Annotated in this window: 18 protein-coding genes; all 18 read right to left on the reverse strand. The window is 55.3% G+C overall.

The genetic code is table 11. The features are described from left to right. The 18 genes from AC6HU3_RS03675 to nrdR all read right to left on the reverse strand — a co-directional run bounded on the left by AC6HU3_RS03675 (position 1) and on the right by nrdR (position 16,853). Positions 1–615, reverse strand: coding sequence for an esterase/lipase family protein (locus tag AC6HU3_RS03675; RefSeq protein WP_497536281.1), 615 nt, complete (start codon positions 613–615; stop codon positions 1–3). After that, positions 615–1,565 (reverse strand): hypothetical protein, encoded by a 951-nt coding sequence (locus AC6HU3_RS03680; protein WP_497474763.1) that lies wholly within the window; start codon positions 1,563–1,565, stop codon positions 615–617. Before AC6HU3_RS03680 ends, AC6HU3_RS03675 begins: the two co-directional genes overlap by 1 nt. Further along, positions 1,562–2,107: a hypothetical protein gene (locus tag AC6HU3_RS03685; protein WP_497474765.1), complete on the reverse strand. Its 546-nt coding sequence runs from the start codon at positions 2,105–2,107 to the stop codon at positions 1,562–1,564. Before AC6HU3_RS03685 ends, AC6HU3_RS03680 begins: the two co-directional genes overlap by 4 nt. 115 nt (positions 2,108–2,222) lie before the next feature. After that, positions 2,223–3,833, reverse strand: a complete 1,611-nt coding sequence (locus AC6HU3_RS03690) for an esterase/lipase family protein (protein ID WP_497474767.1) — start codon at positions 3,831–3,833, stop codon at positions 2,223–2,225. 14 nt (positions 3,834–3,847) lie between these two features. Beyond that, positions 3,848–4,642, reverse strand: a complete 795-nt coding sequence (locus AC6HU3_RS03695; RefSeq protein WP_497474769.1) for a hypothetical protein — start codon at positions 4,640–4,642, stop codon at positions 3,848–3,850. 47 nt (positions 4,643–4,689) lie between these two features. Then, complete coding sequence (locus tag AC6HU3_RS03700) at positions 4,690–5,361, reverse strand: hypothetical protein (protein WP_497474771.1); 672 nt, start codon at positions 5,359–5,361, stop codon at positions 4,690–4,692. Between the two features lie 15 nt (positions 5,362–5,376). After that, complete coding sequence (locus AC6HU3_RS03705) at positions 5,377–5,940, reverse strand: lipase family protein (RefSeq protein WP_497474773.1); 564 nt, start codon at positions 5,938–5,940, stop codon at positions 5,377–5,379. Then, on the reverse strand, positions 5,928–6,848 hold the full coding sequence (locus AC6HU3_RS03710) for a hypothetical protein (protein ID WP_497474775.1): 921 nt from the start codon (positions 6,846–6,848) through the stop codon (positions 5,928–5,930). Before AC6HU3_RS03710 ends, AC6HU3_RS03705 begins: the two co-directional genes overlap by 13 nt. A gap of 1 nt (position 6,849) precedes the next feature. Continuing rightward, a complete protein-coding gene (locus tag AC6HU3_RS03715; protein WP_497474777.1) occupies positions 6,850–7,389 on the reverse strand; it encodes a hypothetical protein in 540 nt (179 codons plus the stop codon). A 115-nt stretch (positions 7,390–7,504) separates the two neighbouring features. Then, positions 7,505–9,115 carry an esterase/lipase family protein gene (locus AC6HU3_RS03720; RefSeq protein WP_497474779.1) on the reverse strand — a complete coding sequence of 537 codons (1,611 nt, stop codon included), beginning with the start codon at positions 9,113–9,115 and terminating at the stop codon, positions 7,505–7,507. Then, positions 9,112–10,008, reverse strand: a complete 897-nt coding sequence (locus AC6HU3_RS03725; RefSeq protein WP_497474781.1) for a hypothetical protein — start codon at positions 10,006–10,008, stop codon at positions 9,112–9,114. The genes AC6HU3_RS03720 and AC6HU3_RS03725 overlap by 4 nt, the downstream gene beginning before the upstream one ends. 5 nt (positions 10,009–10,013) lie before the next feature. After that, complete coding sequence (locus AC6HU3_RS03730) at positions 10,014–10,778, reverse strand: hypothetical protein (protein ID WP_497474782.1); 765 nt, start codon at positions 10,776–10,778, stop codon at positions 10,014–10,016. Continuing rightward, the gene (locus tag AC6HU3_RS03735; RefSeq protein WP_497474784.1) at positions 10,775–11,704 is read right to left on the reverse strand and encodes a hypothetical protein; all 930 of its coding nucleotides are present in this window, start codon (positions 11,702–11,704) and stop codon (positions 10,775–10,777) included. Before AC6HU3_RS03735 ends, AC6HU3_RS03730 begins: the two co-directional genes overlap by 4 nt. Next, the gene (locus AC6HU3_RS03740) at positions 11,701–12,288 is read right to left on the reverse strand and encodes a hypothetical protein (RefSeq protein WP_497474786.1); all 588 of its coding nucleotides are present in this window, start codon (positions 12,286–12,288) and stop codon (positions 11,701–11,703) included. Before AC6HU3_RS03740 ends, AC6HU3_RS03735 begins: the two co-directional genes overlap by 4 nt. Before the next feature lie 65 nt (positions 12,289–12,353). After that, positions 12,354–12,890, reverse strand: coding sequence for a hypothetical protein (locus AC6HU3_RS03745; RefSeq protein ID WP_497474788.1), 537 nt, complete (start codon positions 12,888–12,890; stop codon positions 12,354–12,356). Next, on the reverse strand, positions 12,860–13,771 hold the full coding sequence (locus tag AC6HU3_RS03750) for a hypothetical protein (protein WP_497474790.1): 912 nt from the start codon (positions 13,769–13,771) through the stop codon (positions 12,860–12,862). Before AC6HU3_RS03750 ends, AC6HU3_RS03745 begins: the two co-directional genes overlap by 31 nt. A gap of 140 nt (positions 13,772–13,911) precedes the next feature. Then, positions 13,912–16,386, reverse strand: a complete 2,475-nt coding sequence (locus tag AC6HU3_RS03755) for an adenosylcobalamin-dependent ribonucleoside-diphosphate reductase (RefSeq protein WP_497474792.1) — start codon at positions 16,384–16,386, stop codon at positions 13,912–13,914. Then, positions 16,386–16,853, reverse strand: a complete 468-nt coding sequence (gene nrdR, locus AC6HU3_RS03760) for a transcriptional regulator NrdR (RefSeq protein WP_497474793.1) — start codon at positions 16,851–16,853, stop codon at positions 16,386–16,388. Before nrdR ends, AC6HU3_RS03755 begins: the two co-directional genes overlap by 1 nt. Positions 16,854–17,006 lie beyond the last annotated feature (153 nt).

The following is a 17,006-nucleotide window of genomic DNA, read 5'->3' on the forward strand; positions in this document are numbered from 1 at the left end:
TCATCCCTCCTGTGAAATCTTTTTCAACGGTGATGCCAGCGTGATCACTTTATGCACGTGATCTTTCAGCGCCGGGTCCTGATGGAGTGCTTCTTCCACAATCACCCCGCCCATGGAGTGGGCGACAAGGACGACTTTCGCGTCGGGGTTGAGGTTCCAGTCATCGCCGTAATAGGTCCACAGCACCTTCTTGATAAAATGCTTCAGCTCCGCACCTGATCCTTTGTCGCGCAGGTTGACCAAAACGCTGTCCCGGACCGTATCGCCATGATCGATCCTGGCATAATAATATTTGATCCGGTTGTCGCTGTCATACGGCCCCGGATCAATGGATCCTCCAAAATCGTCAAAATTCAACGCGGCAATGTACCAGAGGGTCTTCCTCGGGTCTTGCGGATCTGGCTTCCTGTACGGCCTCATCAATCCTTTGAAAGTGAGGGCCGTGTGCTCGTGCGCACGCCCCGAATAGTCCAATGTTGTAATGTCTTTCCCGTCTTTGATTTCCTGATCGGTGAACGCAAATCCCCAGGTCTTCGCGTCGCTGTTGATCCCGTGGACGAAGATCACAGGGTACGGCCGATACGGCTCACCCCCAAGCACCCCCACCAGAAACATCAATCCAGCAATCCAGACGGGTCCTGAATTTGGTAACTGCATGACATCACCCCCTGTTGCCCTTCTTTTGGCACACAAACCGTTACACTCGCTTCACTGCAACTCACTGCCTTCTCCCCACTCCATTTCCACAAACTGTAACAATTCCCAATGGCCCCCGAACTCATGATCCCCGTCATCTTCAATGTATCGATTGGCTGATCCCCCACCATCTTTACAAAACCCGGATATCCGGTTCCTTCCTCTATTAACTTCTCCACCACCAGCGTATCTCCCTTGAACCCAAAATACAGCGCCGGACTGTCCACCACCGTGAAACTGTCTCCTCCCTCCCAGCGGAGAATAACGTCGCCCCATGAAAAATACACGGTTCCCAACGGCCCACCATGGAGAAATCCAAGCGTTGAGAGATTCACGATGTGACGCACAAATAGCGTTTCCGGTACGGCGTTCGTGATGTTCAGCGGTTTCCGAATAAAGTAAATGTCTCGATTCTCCTGACACGCATAGTACAATGTATCTGCCCAAAACGATATGTTCCCGCACCCAGGGATCTCCTCAACAACTTCACCAAAAGATCCGTTGTAGTGTCTTATTCCTCCATCCAGCAAAACCGTCCACCACCCCCTCCCCCGTGGATCTCGCCACATGTCGGACCCCTGCGGGATCACACCCCCCGGCTCATGGATCACCCACACGCTGTCCACAGCACGGCTCACAGGGTCCACCCACAGCATCACGTCCTGATCGTTCAGCGTGTCATAGGACGCACCCCACAACCACCCATACGTCACCCGCACATCCGTAAAATGACCCAGCACCAGCACCCTCCCATCCTCACTCCAGTCCGCTCCATACACCTTCAAAACCCTCTGACGCTCCACATCCGTCTTGCACGACAACAACCCAGCCACCAGCACGAGAATTCCAAAACCGATTTTCTTTCTCATCGCCCTGCCCTCCACTCATACTCAACCTTCATCCCCGGACCCTGCCCACGCAACCACCGGATCTCCCGAACATAGCCCGTCACCGGATCATACGTCCACACCCCTTCCACCACCTCTCCTCCCACTTCCACCCGCTGCCTCAGCACTCGCCCCTCTCCATCCACCCACATCTTCACCCTCACACCCCCCACTTCCCCTTCCACCACGTCCACTTCCCCTTCTTTCCGGAGCTCTGCGCTTTCCCAAAAAGATGCGTCCATGCTTGCCTGGTTGGAAATCCGAAACATCGTGCCCATCAGGGAAACAGAGTCCCCTTTCTGTTCCACCATCACACTGTCCCCTTTCAGAATCTGCAGAAAACCCTGCGCCCGCCTGATCCCAAGCGTCTCGGCATAAAAGTCCCCCATCTGGAGAATGATCTGTCCCTGCAGGGTGTCTTTCCCCGCTGGCTCCGGAGCAAAGGGATATCGCTCCATCCGGCTCATCACCGCCTGGATTTGGGGGGATATCTGCAACACGAGAAAAAGCCACAAAACGTTCATCTCTCCCCTCCCTTTGAGGTTTGGACCCGTCTTGAACAATATACGTGCGCACCCTCTTCATGTCAACCCCCAGGCCTGAGCGTCCGGCGTTTTTCCGCCCGATTGTGCCCTTTCATCATGAAAAGTGCCTTTTGTGCAAGTCCCATCGGCGCCGTATTCCCCCTTGAGGGGGAGGGTCAGGGTGGGGGTGAAGCGCCCCCGCATAAAACTCCATACGCAGAGAGTCCATGAGTTCGGCGGGGACCTCCACCGTGTCCACCGGGTTCTGACCGAGTTCGAGGGTGTCGAAGATCATCGCTCCAGACGAATCCAGTTGGGGCACAATCATCCGCGCTGAGTCGATGGTGAGGGGTTTTTCGAGCAGCGAAAGCACATAATCCAGTCGTTTCGGAGCCTCTGAATGTGTGATCCATCCCTCCAATTTCCTCCATACTTTTCGCTCCGCAAAAGACAAACCCCACTGACTCTTCGGCGGTACTGCCCCATCGCCCTTTTCAAACCACGCGATAAACCGATCCGCACTCACCAATTTTAGCGCCCCCCACGCACATGCCACCGGGTTCAACGTGGAACAATAATACCCTGCTTGGAGCGCGGCCACTCCCCTCACACCCTCCCGGGCCAGTTCCCCAATATCCCCGGACGTTCCACCCAAATAAAACGGCACCCTCCTTTGTACTGCCAATGCCTCTCGAGAATTCACTCGGCGAATGAACCCCGATCTCCCCACCCCAAGGGGCCATCCACTCCCCAAATCCTCTCCTGAATCCGTATATTTCGCGATAAACATCCCAACCAGCCCTGAAATCCCAGGCCTCGCAAACTCCACCGGACCCAGCTGGCCCAAAAACGAAGAGATCTGCCTGATCCATTCTCCACGAAATCCCTGTCCTGCCTGCAACGTTTTCCACCAATCCCAAACATCTTTTCCCATAAACTCTACCGGTAACCACTGGATCTCAAAGGCTAACCACATCTCTCCCATGGGAACGGCACTCATAGGCGGCGTTCCAAGATGCGGTGTGTTCAGGGTGATCACCCGATCAATATGGGGAATAAGCTCCGGATGCGTTGTGATCGCCCATCGCGTCCCCAATCCCCCTGCTGAATGTGCAATGATCACCACCTTGGCGTCGGGGTTGTTTCTCCAGTCGGGACCGTAATATTCACGAAGCACCTGCTGGATTCTCTGTGCGATTTCTTCCCCCCACCCGGGTTGTTCTTCTCCAGGTGGATAGATCGCAGGCTCAATCATGTAATCCCCGCCTGGAACATAATCCACCACGTCTCTCTCCTCATAATCAAAACTCCCAAGCGGGTAGTTCAGATTCACAATCTCCACAAAATCCTTGTTCGGATAGGCCGGATCACCGGGTAGGGTGTAGGTGGTGTCCAGATGGAGCGAATCGTACACACGCGCATACGGCATCATGAGACCGAGAAAATCATCAAAAATCCCGGGGTCTCGATACTTCTTGGGAATTGCGCCGTTTCGTGCTTTCAAATCATCAAAAACAAAAGAAGGGTAAAGGGTATCACTGGAAGGATTCGCAATCGGATTTGCCATTCCAAAAAGTAGGAAAAGCCAATACCGCACGTCGCCAACACGGTCGGGAACCGCACCCCATGTAGCACTATGAGATCGATATCCATGAACAAACAGAACAGGATAGGGTTTGTAAGGCCCCATCGATATAATCCAGCCAAGCATCAACATGCTCTTCATGGCCTACCTCCTGTTTACTCCTTACAAAATTCCGCGCTCGAAAGAACTCGCACTCCTTCTCGATTGTACACCGCACCGCCGCGCTCCTCCTCAAGAACATAAAGGGACGTGTCTCGCAACCACCTGAACGAAGAGATTTCTGGCGATGGAACGAAGAGCGTGTCACCCACGTTTCCTTCCAGATCAGAAATCACCGCATATCCTGATCCCCCGGTCCCAAACGTGAGGCTGTCCGGTCCCGGACCCCATGAAAGGCAAAACCAGGTCGAATCATACACCATGAGCGTATCCAGACCCCCTTCCCTCACCCGGAACAAAAAAGCACCACGACACAGCGTGTCACCCGACGGCGACCAGTCTGCAGGAACATATCCGGGAAGATCGATCACACCCCAGGGTGTGACCAGTCTGTGTTTTCCCCTTCCGCCACCGGAAACAATCCGGAATTGACCGTTTGGGGAAACACTCAACAGTATATAAGAAGACGTATCCACGTCCCCTGTCCGATCCACATACGTTCCCCCCACCACAAAATCACCGTTGCGGAGCCGAACCACGAGACCTTGCGTTACAGGGCATCCCTTCACAATTCCTCCGGACCAGTCCTTGTATAGCAATGTGTCCCTCTCGCCTCCAAGCATGACGAGCAAACACCGTTCCATGACCGTACTCGGTCCGGGACCGGTGGGATCGTTCTCCAGAACCCAGTTGGTCACATACTTCCGTTCGAGATAGACACATCCCATAACCATCCCACCCTGTTCATTCCGTCCCACTGCAGACGTCGTTACAGTTTCCCACCAGCTCACGGAGCAGGAGAGGAAGGATATTGCAACCAGCAGGCCCGCGCGCCACATCATCTCTTCCTCCGTTCACACACAAAACCTGATTCGACGCCCATCCCCCAAAAAGGTTCATTCCTCCCCCACCTCCACCACACATCAGTCCACGCCACATGGATCCCTGCCATCACCTTGCATCCCTCTCCCCACAAGCCTTGAACACCTATTTTGAATCGAACACCCTTACGCAACGTGTTCCCGGTTGAGTCATTCACGCTCCCATACAACCCCTGCATATACACTTTGTTTGCCCATTTCCACCCATGATGTAGAAAAACCCCCACTTCAGCCCCAAACAGCATCTGTCCACCCGTGACACGCATCACAGGGTATGCGTGAAGAAAGCCGTAGGGTTGTATCCTTTCACCACGGGCTATTTTGCCCACACTCAATCCCAGTTCCTCACCTCCCAGGAGGAAGGGACGCCAAGGTGCTCCCCTCATCTCCATTGCCACAATCCAGCGGGCCAATGAGATTGCGCCACCCACACCTACCAGCCAGCATCCAGATCTGAACAGATCGCACGTGATCAGGTTTTCGTGAGGCAAAAGCGTGTGCTCATACCGAACCCAGTACATTGGATTCCCATCTGAACCAGGAAACCCGGGAGGGGATGAAGCAAAACACCCGGATAGGAGCACAGGCCACAAAACAACCATGATCACCCAAACAGCGCCCTTTTTCATGCCATCCTCCATTTTTCACAGGTCCTGATGCAGCGCTTCTTCCACAATCACCCCGCCCATGGAGTGCGCCACGAGGACCACCTTCGCATCGGGGTTCAGGTTCCAATCGTCGCCGTAATAGGTCCACAACACCTTCTTGATGAAATGCTTCAGCTCCGCACCGGATCCTTTGTCGCGCAGGACCACTTCAACTTCCCGTGCAATCGTGTCTCCCTGACCGGTCACTTCGGTATACCAGTACCGAACCGTGTCATCGCTGTCATACGGCCCCGGATCAATGGATCCTCCAAAATCGTCAAAATTCAACGCGGCAATGTACCAGAGGGTGTCCTCGTCCGAAAGTGGTACCCCGTAGGGCCTCATCAACATCCAAAAGGCTGCTGCTGTGTGTTCGGCAAACCGGTACCGACGTGGGATCGTTAAATCCACTCCTCTTGCGATTTCCGCGCTGTCAACCTCAAACCCCCACGTGGTCGCATTGCTGTTAATACCGTGTACGAAGATGATGGGATAGGGACGATAGGGTTCGGAAGAAGCAGGCTGCGACACGAGAATTGTGGAAAAAATCAATCCAGCCATCCATGCGGATCTTGGATTTGATCGGAACATTCCATCCCTCCTTGTTGATGGAATACACACATCGTTACGGATGCCTCAATGCATCGTATCGCTCCCTGCGTATGCCATTTCCATAGACTAAAGCAATTTCCCGGAGATTCGGAGCCAAGATACCCCGATAAGGAAATGGTATCAACGGGGACAAGTGACGGGAGAAACAAAATAAACTTCCGATTTTGTTGCACCACCAGCGTATCCCCCTTGAACCCAAAATACAACGCCGGACTGTCCACCACCGTGAAACTGTCTCCCCCCTCCCAGCGGAGAATAACGTCGTCCGACGATATATAGATCTCTCCAGCACTGTTCCGCCCCACAAAGTTGACTTCCTGATGCGCAAACAACCGCACCGCCTGACCACTCCTCAAATCCTTCAGAAAAACCGTGTCCATGCCAACGTATTCAAGAGGTCCACACACATAGAGAAGCGTATCCCCCTGCGGAAAGGGCGACCATCCGCACGGTATCTCCTCCAATTTCCTCGAAAAATCCGGACTGTACAGATAGATCTTCCCCTCAAAACGGCTCATATCGAGCCACCACCCCCTTCCCCGCGGATCTCGCCACATGTCGCTGGACTGCGGGATCACACCCCCCGGCTCGTGGATCACCCACACACTGTCCACCACCCGGCTCACAGGGTCCACCCACAGCATCACGTCCTGGTCCTTCAGCGTGTCATACGACGCACCCCACAACCACCCATACGTCACCCGCACATCCGTAAAATGACCCAGCACCAGCACCCTCCCATCCTCACTCCAGTCCGCCCCATACACCTTCAAAACCCTCTGACGCTCCACATCCGTCTTGCACGACAAAAACCCAACCACCAGAATCCCAAGCAAAACCAGAATTTTCCTGCTCATCTCATTCCTCCCATTCATACTCAACCTTCAACCCCGGACCCTGCCCACGCAACCACCGAATCTCCCGAACATAGCCCGTACCTTCGTCATACGTCCACACCCCTTCCACCACCTCTCCTCCCACTTCCACCCGCTGCCGCCTCACTCGACCCTCTCCATCCACCCACATCTCCACCCTCACACCCCCCACTTCCCCTTCCACCACGTCCACTTCCCCCTCTTTCCTGAGCTCTGCACTCTCCCAAAAAGATGTGTCCATGCTTGCCGGGTTGGAAATCCGAAACATCGCGCCCATCAGGGAAACAGCGTCTCCCTTCTGTTCCACCATCACACTGTCCCCTTTCCGAATCTGCAGAAAACCCTGCGCCCGTCTGATCCCAAGCGTCTCGGCATAAAAGCCCCCCATCTGGAGAATGATCTGTCCGTGGATCGTATCGTTTTCTGCAGGCTCCGGCGCAAAGGAATAACGCTCCATCCGGTTCATCACCGCCTGGATTTGGGGGGATATCTGCAACACGAGAAAAAGCCACAAAACGTTCATCTCTCCCCTCCCTTTGAGGTTTGGACCCGTCTTGAACAATATACGTGCGCACCCTCTTCATGTCAACCCCCAGGCCTGAGCGTCCGGCGTTTTTCCGCCCGATTGTGCCCTTTCATCATGAAAAGTGCCTTTTGTGCAAGTCCCATCGGCGCCGTATTCCCCCTTGAGGGGGAGGGTCAGGGTGGGGGTGAAGCGCCCCCGCATAAAACTCCATACGCAGAGAGTCCATGAGTTCGGCGGGGACCTCCACCGTGTCCACCGGGTTCTGACCGAGCCAGACGGTGTCGTATTGAACAGCCCCCTGTTCATCCAGATACGGCACAATCATCCGCGCTGAGTCGATGGTGAGGGGTTTTTCGAGCAGCGAAAGCACATAATCCAGTCGTTTCGGAGCCTCTGAATGTGTGATCCATCCCTCCAATTTCCTCCATACTTTTCGCTCCGCAAAAGACAAACCCCACTGACTCTTCGGCGGTACTGCCCCATCGCCCTTTTCAAACCACGCGATAAACCGATCCGCACTCACCAATTTTAGCGCCCCCCACGCACATGCCACCGGGTTCAACGTGGAACAATAATACCCTGCTTGGAGCGCGGCCACTCCCCTCACACCCTCCCGGGCCAGTTCCCCAATATCCCCGGACGTTCCACCCAAATAAAACGGCACCCTCCTTTGTACTGCCAATGCCTCTCGAGAATTCACTCGGCGAATGAACCCCGATCTCCCCACCCCAAGGGGCCATCCACTCCCCAAATCCTCTCCTGAATCCGTATATTTCGCTAAAAACATGGAAAATTCTTCCGCTATAACAACCCCAACTTTGCCCACCGGATCCAGAGCACTGATAAAACTGACAATTTGGTGCATCCAACTCTCGCCTGAACCAGGCCCATTTTTAAGATTCTTCCACCACCGCCAAACGTCTTTTCCCAAAAATTCAACGGGTAACCACTGAATAAACCACGCCATCCATAGTTCTCCCATAGGAAACGCACTCATGGGCGGTGTCCCAAGATGCGGTGTGTTCAGGGTGATCACCCGCTCGATATGAGGAATAAGCTCCGGATGCGTTGTGATCGCCCACCGCGTCCCCAATCCCCCTGCTGAGTGTGCAATGATCACCACCTTGGCGTCGGGGTTGTTTCTCCAGTCGGGACCGTAATATTCCTTCAATACCTCTTGAATCCGTGCCGCGATTTCCTCACCCCATCCGAGTTGTTCTTCTCCAGGTGGATAGATCGCAGGCTCAATCATATAATCCCCGCCTGGAACATAATCCACCACGTCTCTCTCCTCATGGTCAAAACTCCCAAGCGGATAGTTCAGATTCACAATCTCCACAAAATCCTTGTTCGGATAGGCCGGATCACCGGGCAGGGTGTAGGTGGTGTCCAGATAGAGCGAATCGTACACACGCGCATACGGCATCATGAGACCGAGAAAATCATCAAAAATCCCGGGGTCTTTTAGACTGCTGATCCAGCTTGGTAGATCGAGATTTTGCTTTGCAGTGTCTAAGGCATATGTTGGTAATATAGTGTCTGAGGAGGGATTCGCTTCAGGATTTTTGCCTTTGAAAAACAGGATGTTCAGAAAGTAGTGAATCTGATCATAATGATCCGGAATCACACCCCATGTGGCCGAGTGCGAACGATAGCCATGAACAAACAAAATGGGATAGGGTTTGTAGGGTTGCAGAACCAGAAGAAGAATGATGCCCTTCATGTCCCACCTCCTGAGGCTTCGCAACCATGCGTACAATCCAGAATGACGGATCCTATCCTGTCCAGGACCCGGAGCCCTACAATGAGATATTCTCCATTTGATGACCATTGAACCCATGGCGTATGCACAAAATCCAGCGACCGGCGTCTGTTTCCTCTAATATCGATCACAAAAAAGGTTGAGTCGGATTGATCGAAAATCGTCAGACTATCGGGACCCGGACCCCATGAAACACACATCCAGGTGTCTGCATAAGACACGATAGGTTCCATGCGAAGAGGTGAGGGAATCAGGCGATAGAGGGTGTTCCCCACACAAAGGGTGTCGTCCACCGATGACCATACGGGGAACGGTCCCGAATACCGCAAAGTGTCACTCCCGCCAGCAGTTATCGCCCACACTCCACCAACCAGCGCGGCGCGGTAAATCCCATTCGGAGAAAAACGAAGATCTGCAATGTTGGGCATACGTTCTTGATGGGTTGAAAAGACAAGCAGGCACGCACCGCCTTTGCACACCACCGTTGAATCAGGATGGGGGATCAGTTTGATGGTTCCGACAACACTGGATAGAATCTCCCAGAGAGGACCACAATGAAGGGAACGACGACCTGTACATTCATCATAATACAATACATCATTGACCCAAGTCCCATCCAACGAAATCCTGATCCGGGATATGGAAAAGGTTCCATGGACCAGCCCTGTGGCATAATGCGCAACCGAAAGTGGATCCAGAATACTGTCCAGCCTTTCGTCCTTGTGGAAAAAAGCAAGAACGACAGTGGAATCATTGAGCCAATTCATAGACCCCTGGTCTTCGTGGATCCAGAGCTGTTTGCCCAGACCACATCCCAGAAGGGACATTGTGAGGAATAGAATCCAGCGCCGCATCCGACTTACTCCTTCTTTGAACGTGAAATTGTTCTTGTTCTCCAGATTGTACCCAGGGAAATCTTCACTTCGGGAGTCCATGTCGAGTAGACCCAGCGATGTGCTCCCTCCAGGTGAATATGCGTAAGGTCCAGTCCCAGAGAAACATACCGATTTGAACCCCTGGCTGTCCTGATCCCCAGAACCCAGCGATTCCCGTGTGCCATGACTTCCCCTGTGGCATACCGGACGTTCACCGTATTCCATTGTACATAGGCGCCATATTTCCATGTGCCCCGTTTGTTCCAGATGGCGGCATGCAATCCCCAGAGATTATGGCCCCCTTCAACCTGAAGGAGTGGATAGGCTTGAATGCCACCGAGGACAAGCCAGGTAGGTGAGAATGTATAAGGAACGGAGATCTGCATTCCCAGCACACTGATCCCCGACCCCAGATAATAACTGGGGATAACCGGCCATGCAGTCCCCAACAGGACAGGCATCCCCAAAGGATGGTTCCAGTGAACACTCAATTTGAGTTCAGCGCATCCCGCATACAAAAGCGCACATGCAAAGGATAGGGGTTCAACCGCGGGTTGTGTCCATGAAATCTCCATCTGATAGGAGGCGGTGGACGACACCGGTGGATAAGATGCAGGTCCCGTGGCAATGCAACCGGAGAAAAGGATTACAGCAACAAGGAAGATTGCGTACTGTACGTTGAGGGCGCGGTTGCGCCCCAAACACATCCTCTTTCCATCTTTACGTTTTCGGAGTTTGCCCGTGGTCATGGCGCTGCCCCCGGGTTTGCCTGTGCCGAACAGAGATCACCACCCGTGGTGTAGATCTTTCCCTTTCTGTCGTACACAACAGCCTCCCCATTCATCCGGTTCACCAGCCAGAATGAACCGTCACGCGTCCAGACCCCGGGATTCATAAAAAGGGTGTCACCTGGATTCCCATACAGATCTGTGATCACAATCGCCGATCCTGTATCCGCGGGAATCTGAAAGGTCAGACTGTCCGGTCCAGGTCCCCAGGAGAGACACTTCCAGTCTCCTGGAAAAATGCCAAGCGTATCCACCTGACTCCGCGTGAACGTGAGAAGTACGTTGTTGACGCACAGACTGTCTCCCGTAATTGACCAGTCTGACGTTGCCCATGGATCAAACAATTTGAAGGTGTCCCCCTCGTAAACGATGGTCAGTTTCTGCGCATTTTTTTCTATCAACGTGTATTTCCTTCCGCCTTCGTGCATGCTTTTTATTTCCCATGGGAACGTATGGACAACATGACGCTGGACGGTCTGCGTTTCTGGACCACCCCAGCGCACCAGGTACAAGATGCCTCCTTCCGTATAATAGATGCGATGAAAGATATCCAGCAGCCATCCTGGATCCACACCACAGGGGGAATCGGGGCCGAATTCTGCGGAGCAGTGTTCTTCATAGATTTGTTCTTCCCGGGTCGCCAGAGTGTTCATTGCGAAGATACGGGTATGAAGGTGATAGAGGCCAATGGTTGCCACACCCGGTTGCGTGATGTCATAATCCGACATGATGTCCCGTATGGTCTGTGTCGCACGATCCACGCACACAAGCACCATCCCGCCATTCGCCCCTCGCCCCACAAACGAAAGACGTTCCCTCTCCCATCGGATTCCCTGACATCCGGCCATCAGCAACGCAATCATCCAGATCCATTCCGCCGTTTTCATCTCTTGTTTCCTTTCTCCATGGGAATCACCATCCCTCCCTCCAGTGTGGGCATCCACCTCTTCGTGCGCGCATTCCCGAACCACAGCACATCATACCACCGCAGGGCCAGTCCCAGAAACATCGGCATTCTTGTGAGATGTATGCCTGCAGCGTTTTGCCATCCGCGGACAATTTCTTCTCCTCCGGTTGCCTTCAGAATGCCCCAGGTCAAGTTTTCGTAGCCCACGACCTGAACACGCCTCCTCTGGTAAAGCACCACCTGATAGGTGAGCCCGATAGGCCAGTGCGTCCCATTCATCCGGGCAAGCGGCCACAGATGCACCATACCGGCCATCGGAAAGCCCCGCCAGGAGAATCGCCTTCCCAGGGTGAATCCCAGCCGTTCAAGTGTCAGTGAGGAGGCAAGGATGGGGAGCTCGGTCGCGATCACCGTGGCCCCCCGCCCTGACCAACCCACAAGCACACCTCCGCATGGATTCTGGAAAAGGTAACACACCACAAGATCCTGATCCCGGGCAACGACACCGCGAATCCACACGGTGGCAGCGCGTGGGGAGGGCATCACGGGCGGCGCAGAAGCCACGCAACCGGTTCCTATAACGGCCCAGAGAACAAGTGTAATCGGCAGAATCTTTCCTGTATTCTTTCTCATCGTCCGCCCCTCCAGTCATACACAATCTGCAACACCGGTCCCACTTTCGCGTCGGGGTTGAGGTTCCAGTCATCGCCGTAATAGATCCACAGCACCTTCTTGATAAAATGCTTCAACTCCGCCCCTGATCCTTTGTCGCGCAGATGTACGCGCACGGGAATTTTCACCGTGTCCCCATTTCTCACTTCGGAGTAGTAATATTCAACCTGGTTCCGCGAGTCATACTGCCCCGGATCAATGGATCCTCCAAAATCGTCAAAATTCAACGCGGCAAGAAAGGTACGGATGGAGGAGTCCGCATCATAGTAAAAATACGGCCTCATCAGATTCCACAGCGCTCTGGATGTGTGCTTGTCCACAATTGTATCGGGTACCACAGGAAAATCTTTCCCTCGCCGAATATCCGCAGTATCTACATCAAACCCCCATGTGTTGGCGTCACTATTGATGCCGTGCACAAGGATGACAGGATACGGACGGTAATGCCCGTCCAGGGGCAAACTCAATAGTCCCAGCGCCAGTACGGCGAACATTGCAACACCTCCTGTGTTGCGTCTTTGGGAGTGCAAATAACCACGTCTGCTTCAACACAACGGATGGCATTGCGCCCAAACCATTTCCACATACTGGAACAATTCCCCGCAGCCCCCGACCATTGCTCCCCCTCCCAGTGAACTGTATCCACCACGCTATCCCCATAATGGAAGTAAAAGCGCGAACGATACATCACCACCAGCGTATCCCCCTTGAACCCAAAATACAGCGCCGGACTGTCCACCACCGTGAAACGGTCTCCTCCCTCCCAGCGGAGAATAACGTCGCCCCATGAAAAATACACGGTTCCCAACGGCCCACCATGGAGAAATCCAAGCGATGAGAGATTCACGATGTGACGCACAAATAGCGTTTCCGGTACGGCGTTCGTGATGTTCAGCGGTTTCCGAATAAAGTAAATGTCTCGATTCTCCTGACACGCATAGTACAATGTATCTGCCCAAAACGATATGTTCCCGCACCCAGGGATCTCCTCAACAACTTCACCAAAAGATCCGTTGTAGTGTCGTATTCCTCCATCCAGCAAAACCATCCACCACCCCCTTCCCCGCGGATCTCTCCACATGTCGGACCCCTGCGGGATCACACCCCCCGGCTCATGGATCACCCACACGCTGTCCACAGCACGGCTCACAGGGTCCACCCACAGCATCACGTCCTGGTCTTTCAGCGTGTCATACGACGCGCCCCACAACCACCCATACGTCACCCGCACGTCCGTAAAATGTCCCAGCACCAGCACCCTCCCATCCTCACTCCAGTCCGCCCCATACACCTTCAAAACCCTCTGCCGCTCCACATCACGCCTGCACGCCCCCAGAATCAGCAGCATGGCCAGCATCGCAAACGTTCTGCTCATCCCGACACCTCCGGATCAAAGGGGGGTTTTCTTTACCATAGGCATTGGGGAGGGGGTTGTCAACCCCCGAACTGTTCCCCTGAAAAAACCGCGGGGCGGGCAACGCCCGCCCCGCTGAAAAGCGTCTCACAACCCAGGGCTCATCCGCACCGGGAATAGCCACACTGCATGCAGGTGGCACACCCGTTGGCCTCCACCATCACGGCTCCGCACTCCGGACAGAGATCCCCCACCGCCAGGCTGTCCTTCGGCGGGGTGAGCACCACCCCGTGCTCCAGCTTCACGGAAGACGCCGGAACCTCTTCCACGGTGGGCACGTGCTTCATCTCCTGGAGAAACCGGCGGAGGGCCTTGGCAATGGCATCCGGAACGGAGAACACAAAGGTCCCGTCCGGCTGACGAATGGCCGGGCCGCTCTTGATCCCCTCCAGCTGCCGGATCACGTGATCGGGTTTGATGCCACTCCGCAGAGCCAGGGACACCAGCCGCCCCAGCGCCTCCGCAAAGGCCATGAGGGTGGAGCCGGACTTGCCCAGGTGGACAAACACCTCCATGGGACCTCCGCCGTTGCGGTTCACCGTGATATACACGTTCCCCATGTCGGTGCGCACCTTATAGGTCCGCCCGTCCAGCGCCACGTCCCGGGGACGGGGCGTGAGATACGGCGTCTCCTTCTCTTTCGCCTTCTCGGTGATCAGGATGCCCTCCCGGGACCCTTCCCGATACACGGTGATCCCCTTGCACCCCTGCCGCCAGGCCTCCAGATACACCTGTGCAATGGTCTCTTTCGGCGTTTCTTTCGGAAGGTTCACGGTGGAGGAGATGCTGTGGTCAATGTGCTTCTGGATGGTGGCCTGCATCTTCACCCGGAAGAAAGGGTCAATTTCATGAGCGGTTACGAAATAGTCTGGAAGATCTTCATCGGACGTGCCCGTGAGCTCCTTGAAGGTCTTCACAAGAGGATGATACACCCGGAATTCCTCCTGGGAGAGGGATTCTGAACGGCGGATATACCACAGGGCAAAAATGGGTTCAATCCCGGACGATACCCCCGCCAGCACCGAACCCGAACCCACGGGGGGCACGGTCAGGAGGGCGCCGTTCCGGAGACCCCCGCGGATCTTGGCCCGGAGTTCCTCGGGAAAGTCCTGGAAGAAGGGACTCTGGAGGTGGCGCTCCGGATCAAACTTCGGAAAGGAACCCTTCTCCCGGGCGATGTTGGCCGACTCGTCATACACCGTCCACTTGATCTTCTGGAAGAGCCGGTCCACGAAGTCCACCGCTTCAGGCGTGTCGTATTTGAGGCGAAGCTGGGCCAGCATATCCCCCAGGCCGGTGAAACCCACCCCGATCCGGCGACTGGTCATGGACGCTTCCGTCTGCGCGGGGAGGGGATGGCGATCCCGGTTATAGTCCAGCACGTTGTCCAGAAACCGCACCGTGTAGCGGGCGGCCTGGAGAAGACCGTCCCAGTCCACCTCGGCGTTGTCGGTGAAGGGCTCTTTCACAAACCGCGCCAGGTTGATGTTGCCCAGACAGCAATCCCCATAGGCCTCCAGGGGGATTTCGGAGCAGGGGTTGGTGGTGAGGACCGGCGCAAAATATTCGGTGGTGGAAAACCGCTTGATGGTGGACCAGAAGATCACCCCGGGTTCAGCGGAATCCCAGGCGCTCGCCACCAGGCGATCCCAGATCTCCCGGGCCGGGATCCGGTCATACACCCGTTTTTTGCGGAGTTCTCCGGTGTTCTCCACATAGAAATACAGGGCGTCCGGGAAGTGATAAAAGCTCTCCCTGGAAAGGTCAATCCGGACAAAGTCGGAACGCCCCTCCAGCGATTCCAGAATGGAGGGAAGATCGTCGGTGCCGAACTCGTCCAGCAGGTCTTCCCGGCGCAGAAGATCGGGATACCACAGGGGCCAGACCTCATCCTTCTCCACCGCCTTCATGAAATCATCGGACACCAGGACGGAGATGTTGGCGAAACGGACGTTTCGCCGTTCCGGGTCGTTTTTGATCTCAATGAAACGCAGCACATCGGGGTGGGCCACATGGATGGTGAGCATCAGGGCACCCCGCCGGCCCGCCTGGCCGATGGTCCCCGTGGTCATGGAAAAGATCTCCATGAAGGACACCGCCCCGGTGGAGTGGAGGGCGGAGTTGTTCACCGGGCTTCCGGCCGGGCGAAGAACGGAGATGTCCGTTCCGCACCCCCCGCCGAAGGAATAGGTCCGGGCCATCTCCTTGGCCGTTTCAAAAATCCCCTCAATGGAGTCTTCCCGAATGGGGATCACATAGCAATTGAGGAGGGTGGCTCGCCGCGGATTGCCCGCCCCGAAGAGAATCCGGCCCCCGGGGACCATCCGGAAATCTTCCAAGAGCCAGAAAAACTTTTCTTCCCAGGTTTTTCGCTTTTCCGGAGCCTCCACCGACGCGACTTCTCTCGCCACCCGGTGCCACATCTCCTCCGGGCGCTTCTCCAGGACGTTCCCGGCCAGGTCCCGAAGGGCGTATTTCTCAAAGAACACCCGTGCCCGCAGCTCATCCCCTCCGAAGGCTTCCAGGGTCTCCGGGGGGATCTCCCGGGGTTTGCGCTGGGTCATGGAAGACGACATCACACACCTCCTTTCTGACGCACCAGGGCGTCTTCAATAAAATGGCGAAAATCCTCCACCGAGTCAAAACTCAAATACACGGACGCAAAGCGGACATAGGCCACGGGGTCCAGGATCTTCAGGCGCTCCATCACCATTTCCCCGATCCTGTGGGACGTCACCACCTGCTCCCCCGCGTCATACAGGGCGCCTTCGATGTCCTCCACCACCCGCTCCAGCTCCTCCACGCTCACCGGCCGTTTGTTCACCGCCACCTCCAGGCTTCGGAGAAGTTTGTCCCGACGGAAGGGCTCCACCCGACCGTCCCGCTTCCGGACCTTGAGGCGGAGCTCTTCCGCTTCCTCATACGTGGTGAACCGCCGCCCACAGAACTCACACACCCGCCGCCGCCGGATGGCCCGGCCGTCCCGGGCAAGCCGGCTGTCCAGAACGCGACTTTCCAGATGACCGCAGAAGGGACACCGCATGATCACCCCCAAGATGTTGTGTGCTTGACAAAGATACACCCAAGAAATTGTATTGTCAACGTCCGCCACCCGGGCCCGAAACAGGAGGGCAAACGGGAACCTTCCCGTACCGTCCGGGCGGGAGACGTCTCAGGATGAAACGCCAAGGGTCAT

The sequence above is a fragment of the Caldifarcimen microaerophilum genome (assembly GCF_055387105.1).

What these genes read in the sequence shown, in the direction of transcription:
- AC6HU3_RS03675 (WP_497536281.1), bottom strand. Translation starts at nt 615, where the DNA reads ATGTTTCTGGTGGGGGTGCTTGGGGGTGAGCCGTATCGGCCGTACCCT.
- AC6HU3_RS03680 (WP_497474763.1), bottom strand. Translation starts at nt 1,565, where the DNA reads ATGAGAAAGAAAATCGGTTTTGGAATTCTCGTGCTGGTGGCTGGGTTG.
- AC6HU3_RS03685 (WP_497474765.1), bottom strand. Translation starts at nt 2,107, where the DNA reads ATGAACGTTTTGTGGCTTTTTCTCGTGTTGCAGATATCCCCCCAAATC.
- AC6HU3_RS03690 (WP_497474767.1), bottom strand. Translation starts at nt 3,833, where the DNA reads ATGAAGAGCATGTTGATGCTTGGCTGGATTATATCGATGGGGCCTTAC.
- AC6HU3_RS03700 (WP_497474771.1), bottom strand. Translation starts at nt 5,361, where the DNA reads ATGAAAAAGGGCGCTGTTTGGGTGATCATGGTTGTTTTGTGGCCTGTG.
- AC6HU3_RS03705 (WP_497474773.1), bottom strand. Translation starts at nt 5,940, where the DNA reads ATGGCTGGATTGATTTTTTCCACAATTCTCGTGTCGCAGCCTGCTTCT.
- AC6HU3_RS03710 (WP_497474775.1), bottom strand. Translation starts at nt 6,848, where the DNA reads ATGAGCAGGAAAATTCTGGTTTTGCTTGGGATTCTGGTGGTTGGGTTT.
- AC6HU3_RS03715 (WP_497474777.1), bottom strand. Translation starts at nt 7,389, where the DNA reads ATGAACGTTTTGTGGCTTTTTCTCGTGTTGCAGATATCCCCCCAAATC.
- AC6HU3_RS03720 (WP_497474779.1), bottom strand. Translation starts at nt 9,115, where the DNA reads ATGAAGGGCATCATTCTTCTTCTGGTTCTGCAACCCTACAAACCCTAT.
- AC6HU3_RS03725 (WP_497474781.1), bottom strand. Translation starts at nt 10,008, where the DNA reads ATGCGGCGCTGGATTCTATTCCTCACAATGTCCCTTCTGGGATGTGGT.
- AC6HU3_RS03730 (WP_497474782.1), bottom strand. Translation starts at nt 10,778, where the DNA reads ATGACCACGGGCAAACTCCGAAAACGTAAAGATGGAAAGAGGATGTGT.
- AC6HU3_RS03735 (WP_497474784.1), bottom strand. Translation starts at nt 11,704, where the DNA reads ATGAAAACGGCGGAATGGATCTGGATGATTGCGTTGCTGATGGCCGGA.
- AC6HU3_RS03745 (WP_497474788.1), bottom strand. Translation starts at nt 12,890, where the DNA reads ATGTTCGCCGTACTGGCGCTGGGACTATTGAGTTTGCCCCTGGACGGG.
- AC6HU3_RS03750 (WP_497474790.1), bottom strand. Translation starts at nt 13,771, where the DNA reads ATGAGCAGAACGTTTGCGATGCTGGCCATGCTGCTGATTCTGGGGGCG.
- AC6HU3_RS03755 (WP_497474792.1), bottom strand. Translation starts at nt 16,386, where the DNA reads ATGTCGTCTTCCATGACCCAGCGCAAACCCCGGGAGATCCCCCCGGAG.
- nrdR (WP_497474793.1), bottom strand. Translation starts at nt 16,853, where the DNA reads ATGCGGTGTCCCTTCTGCGGTCATCTGGAAAGTCGCGTTCTGGACAGC.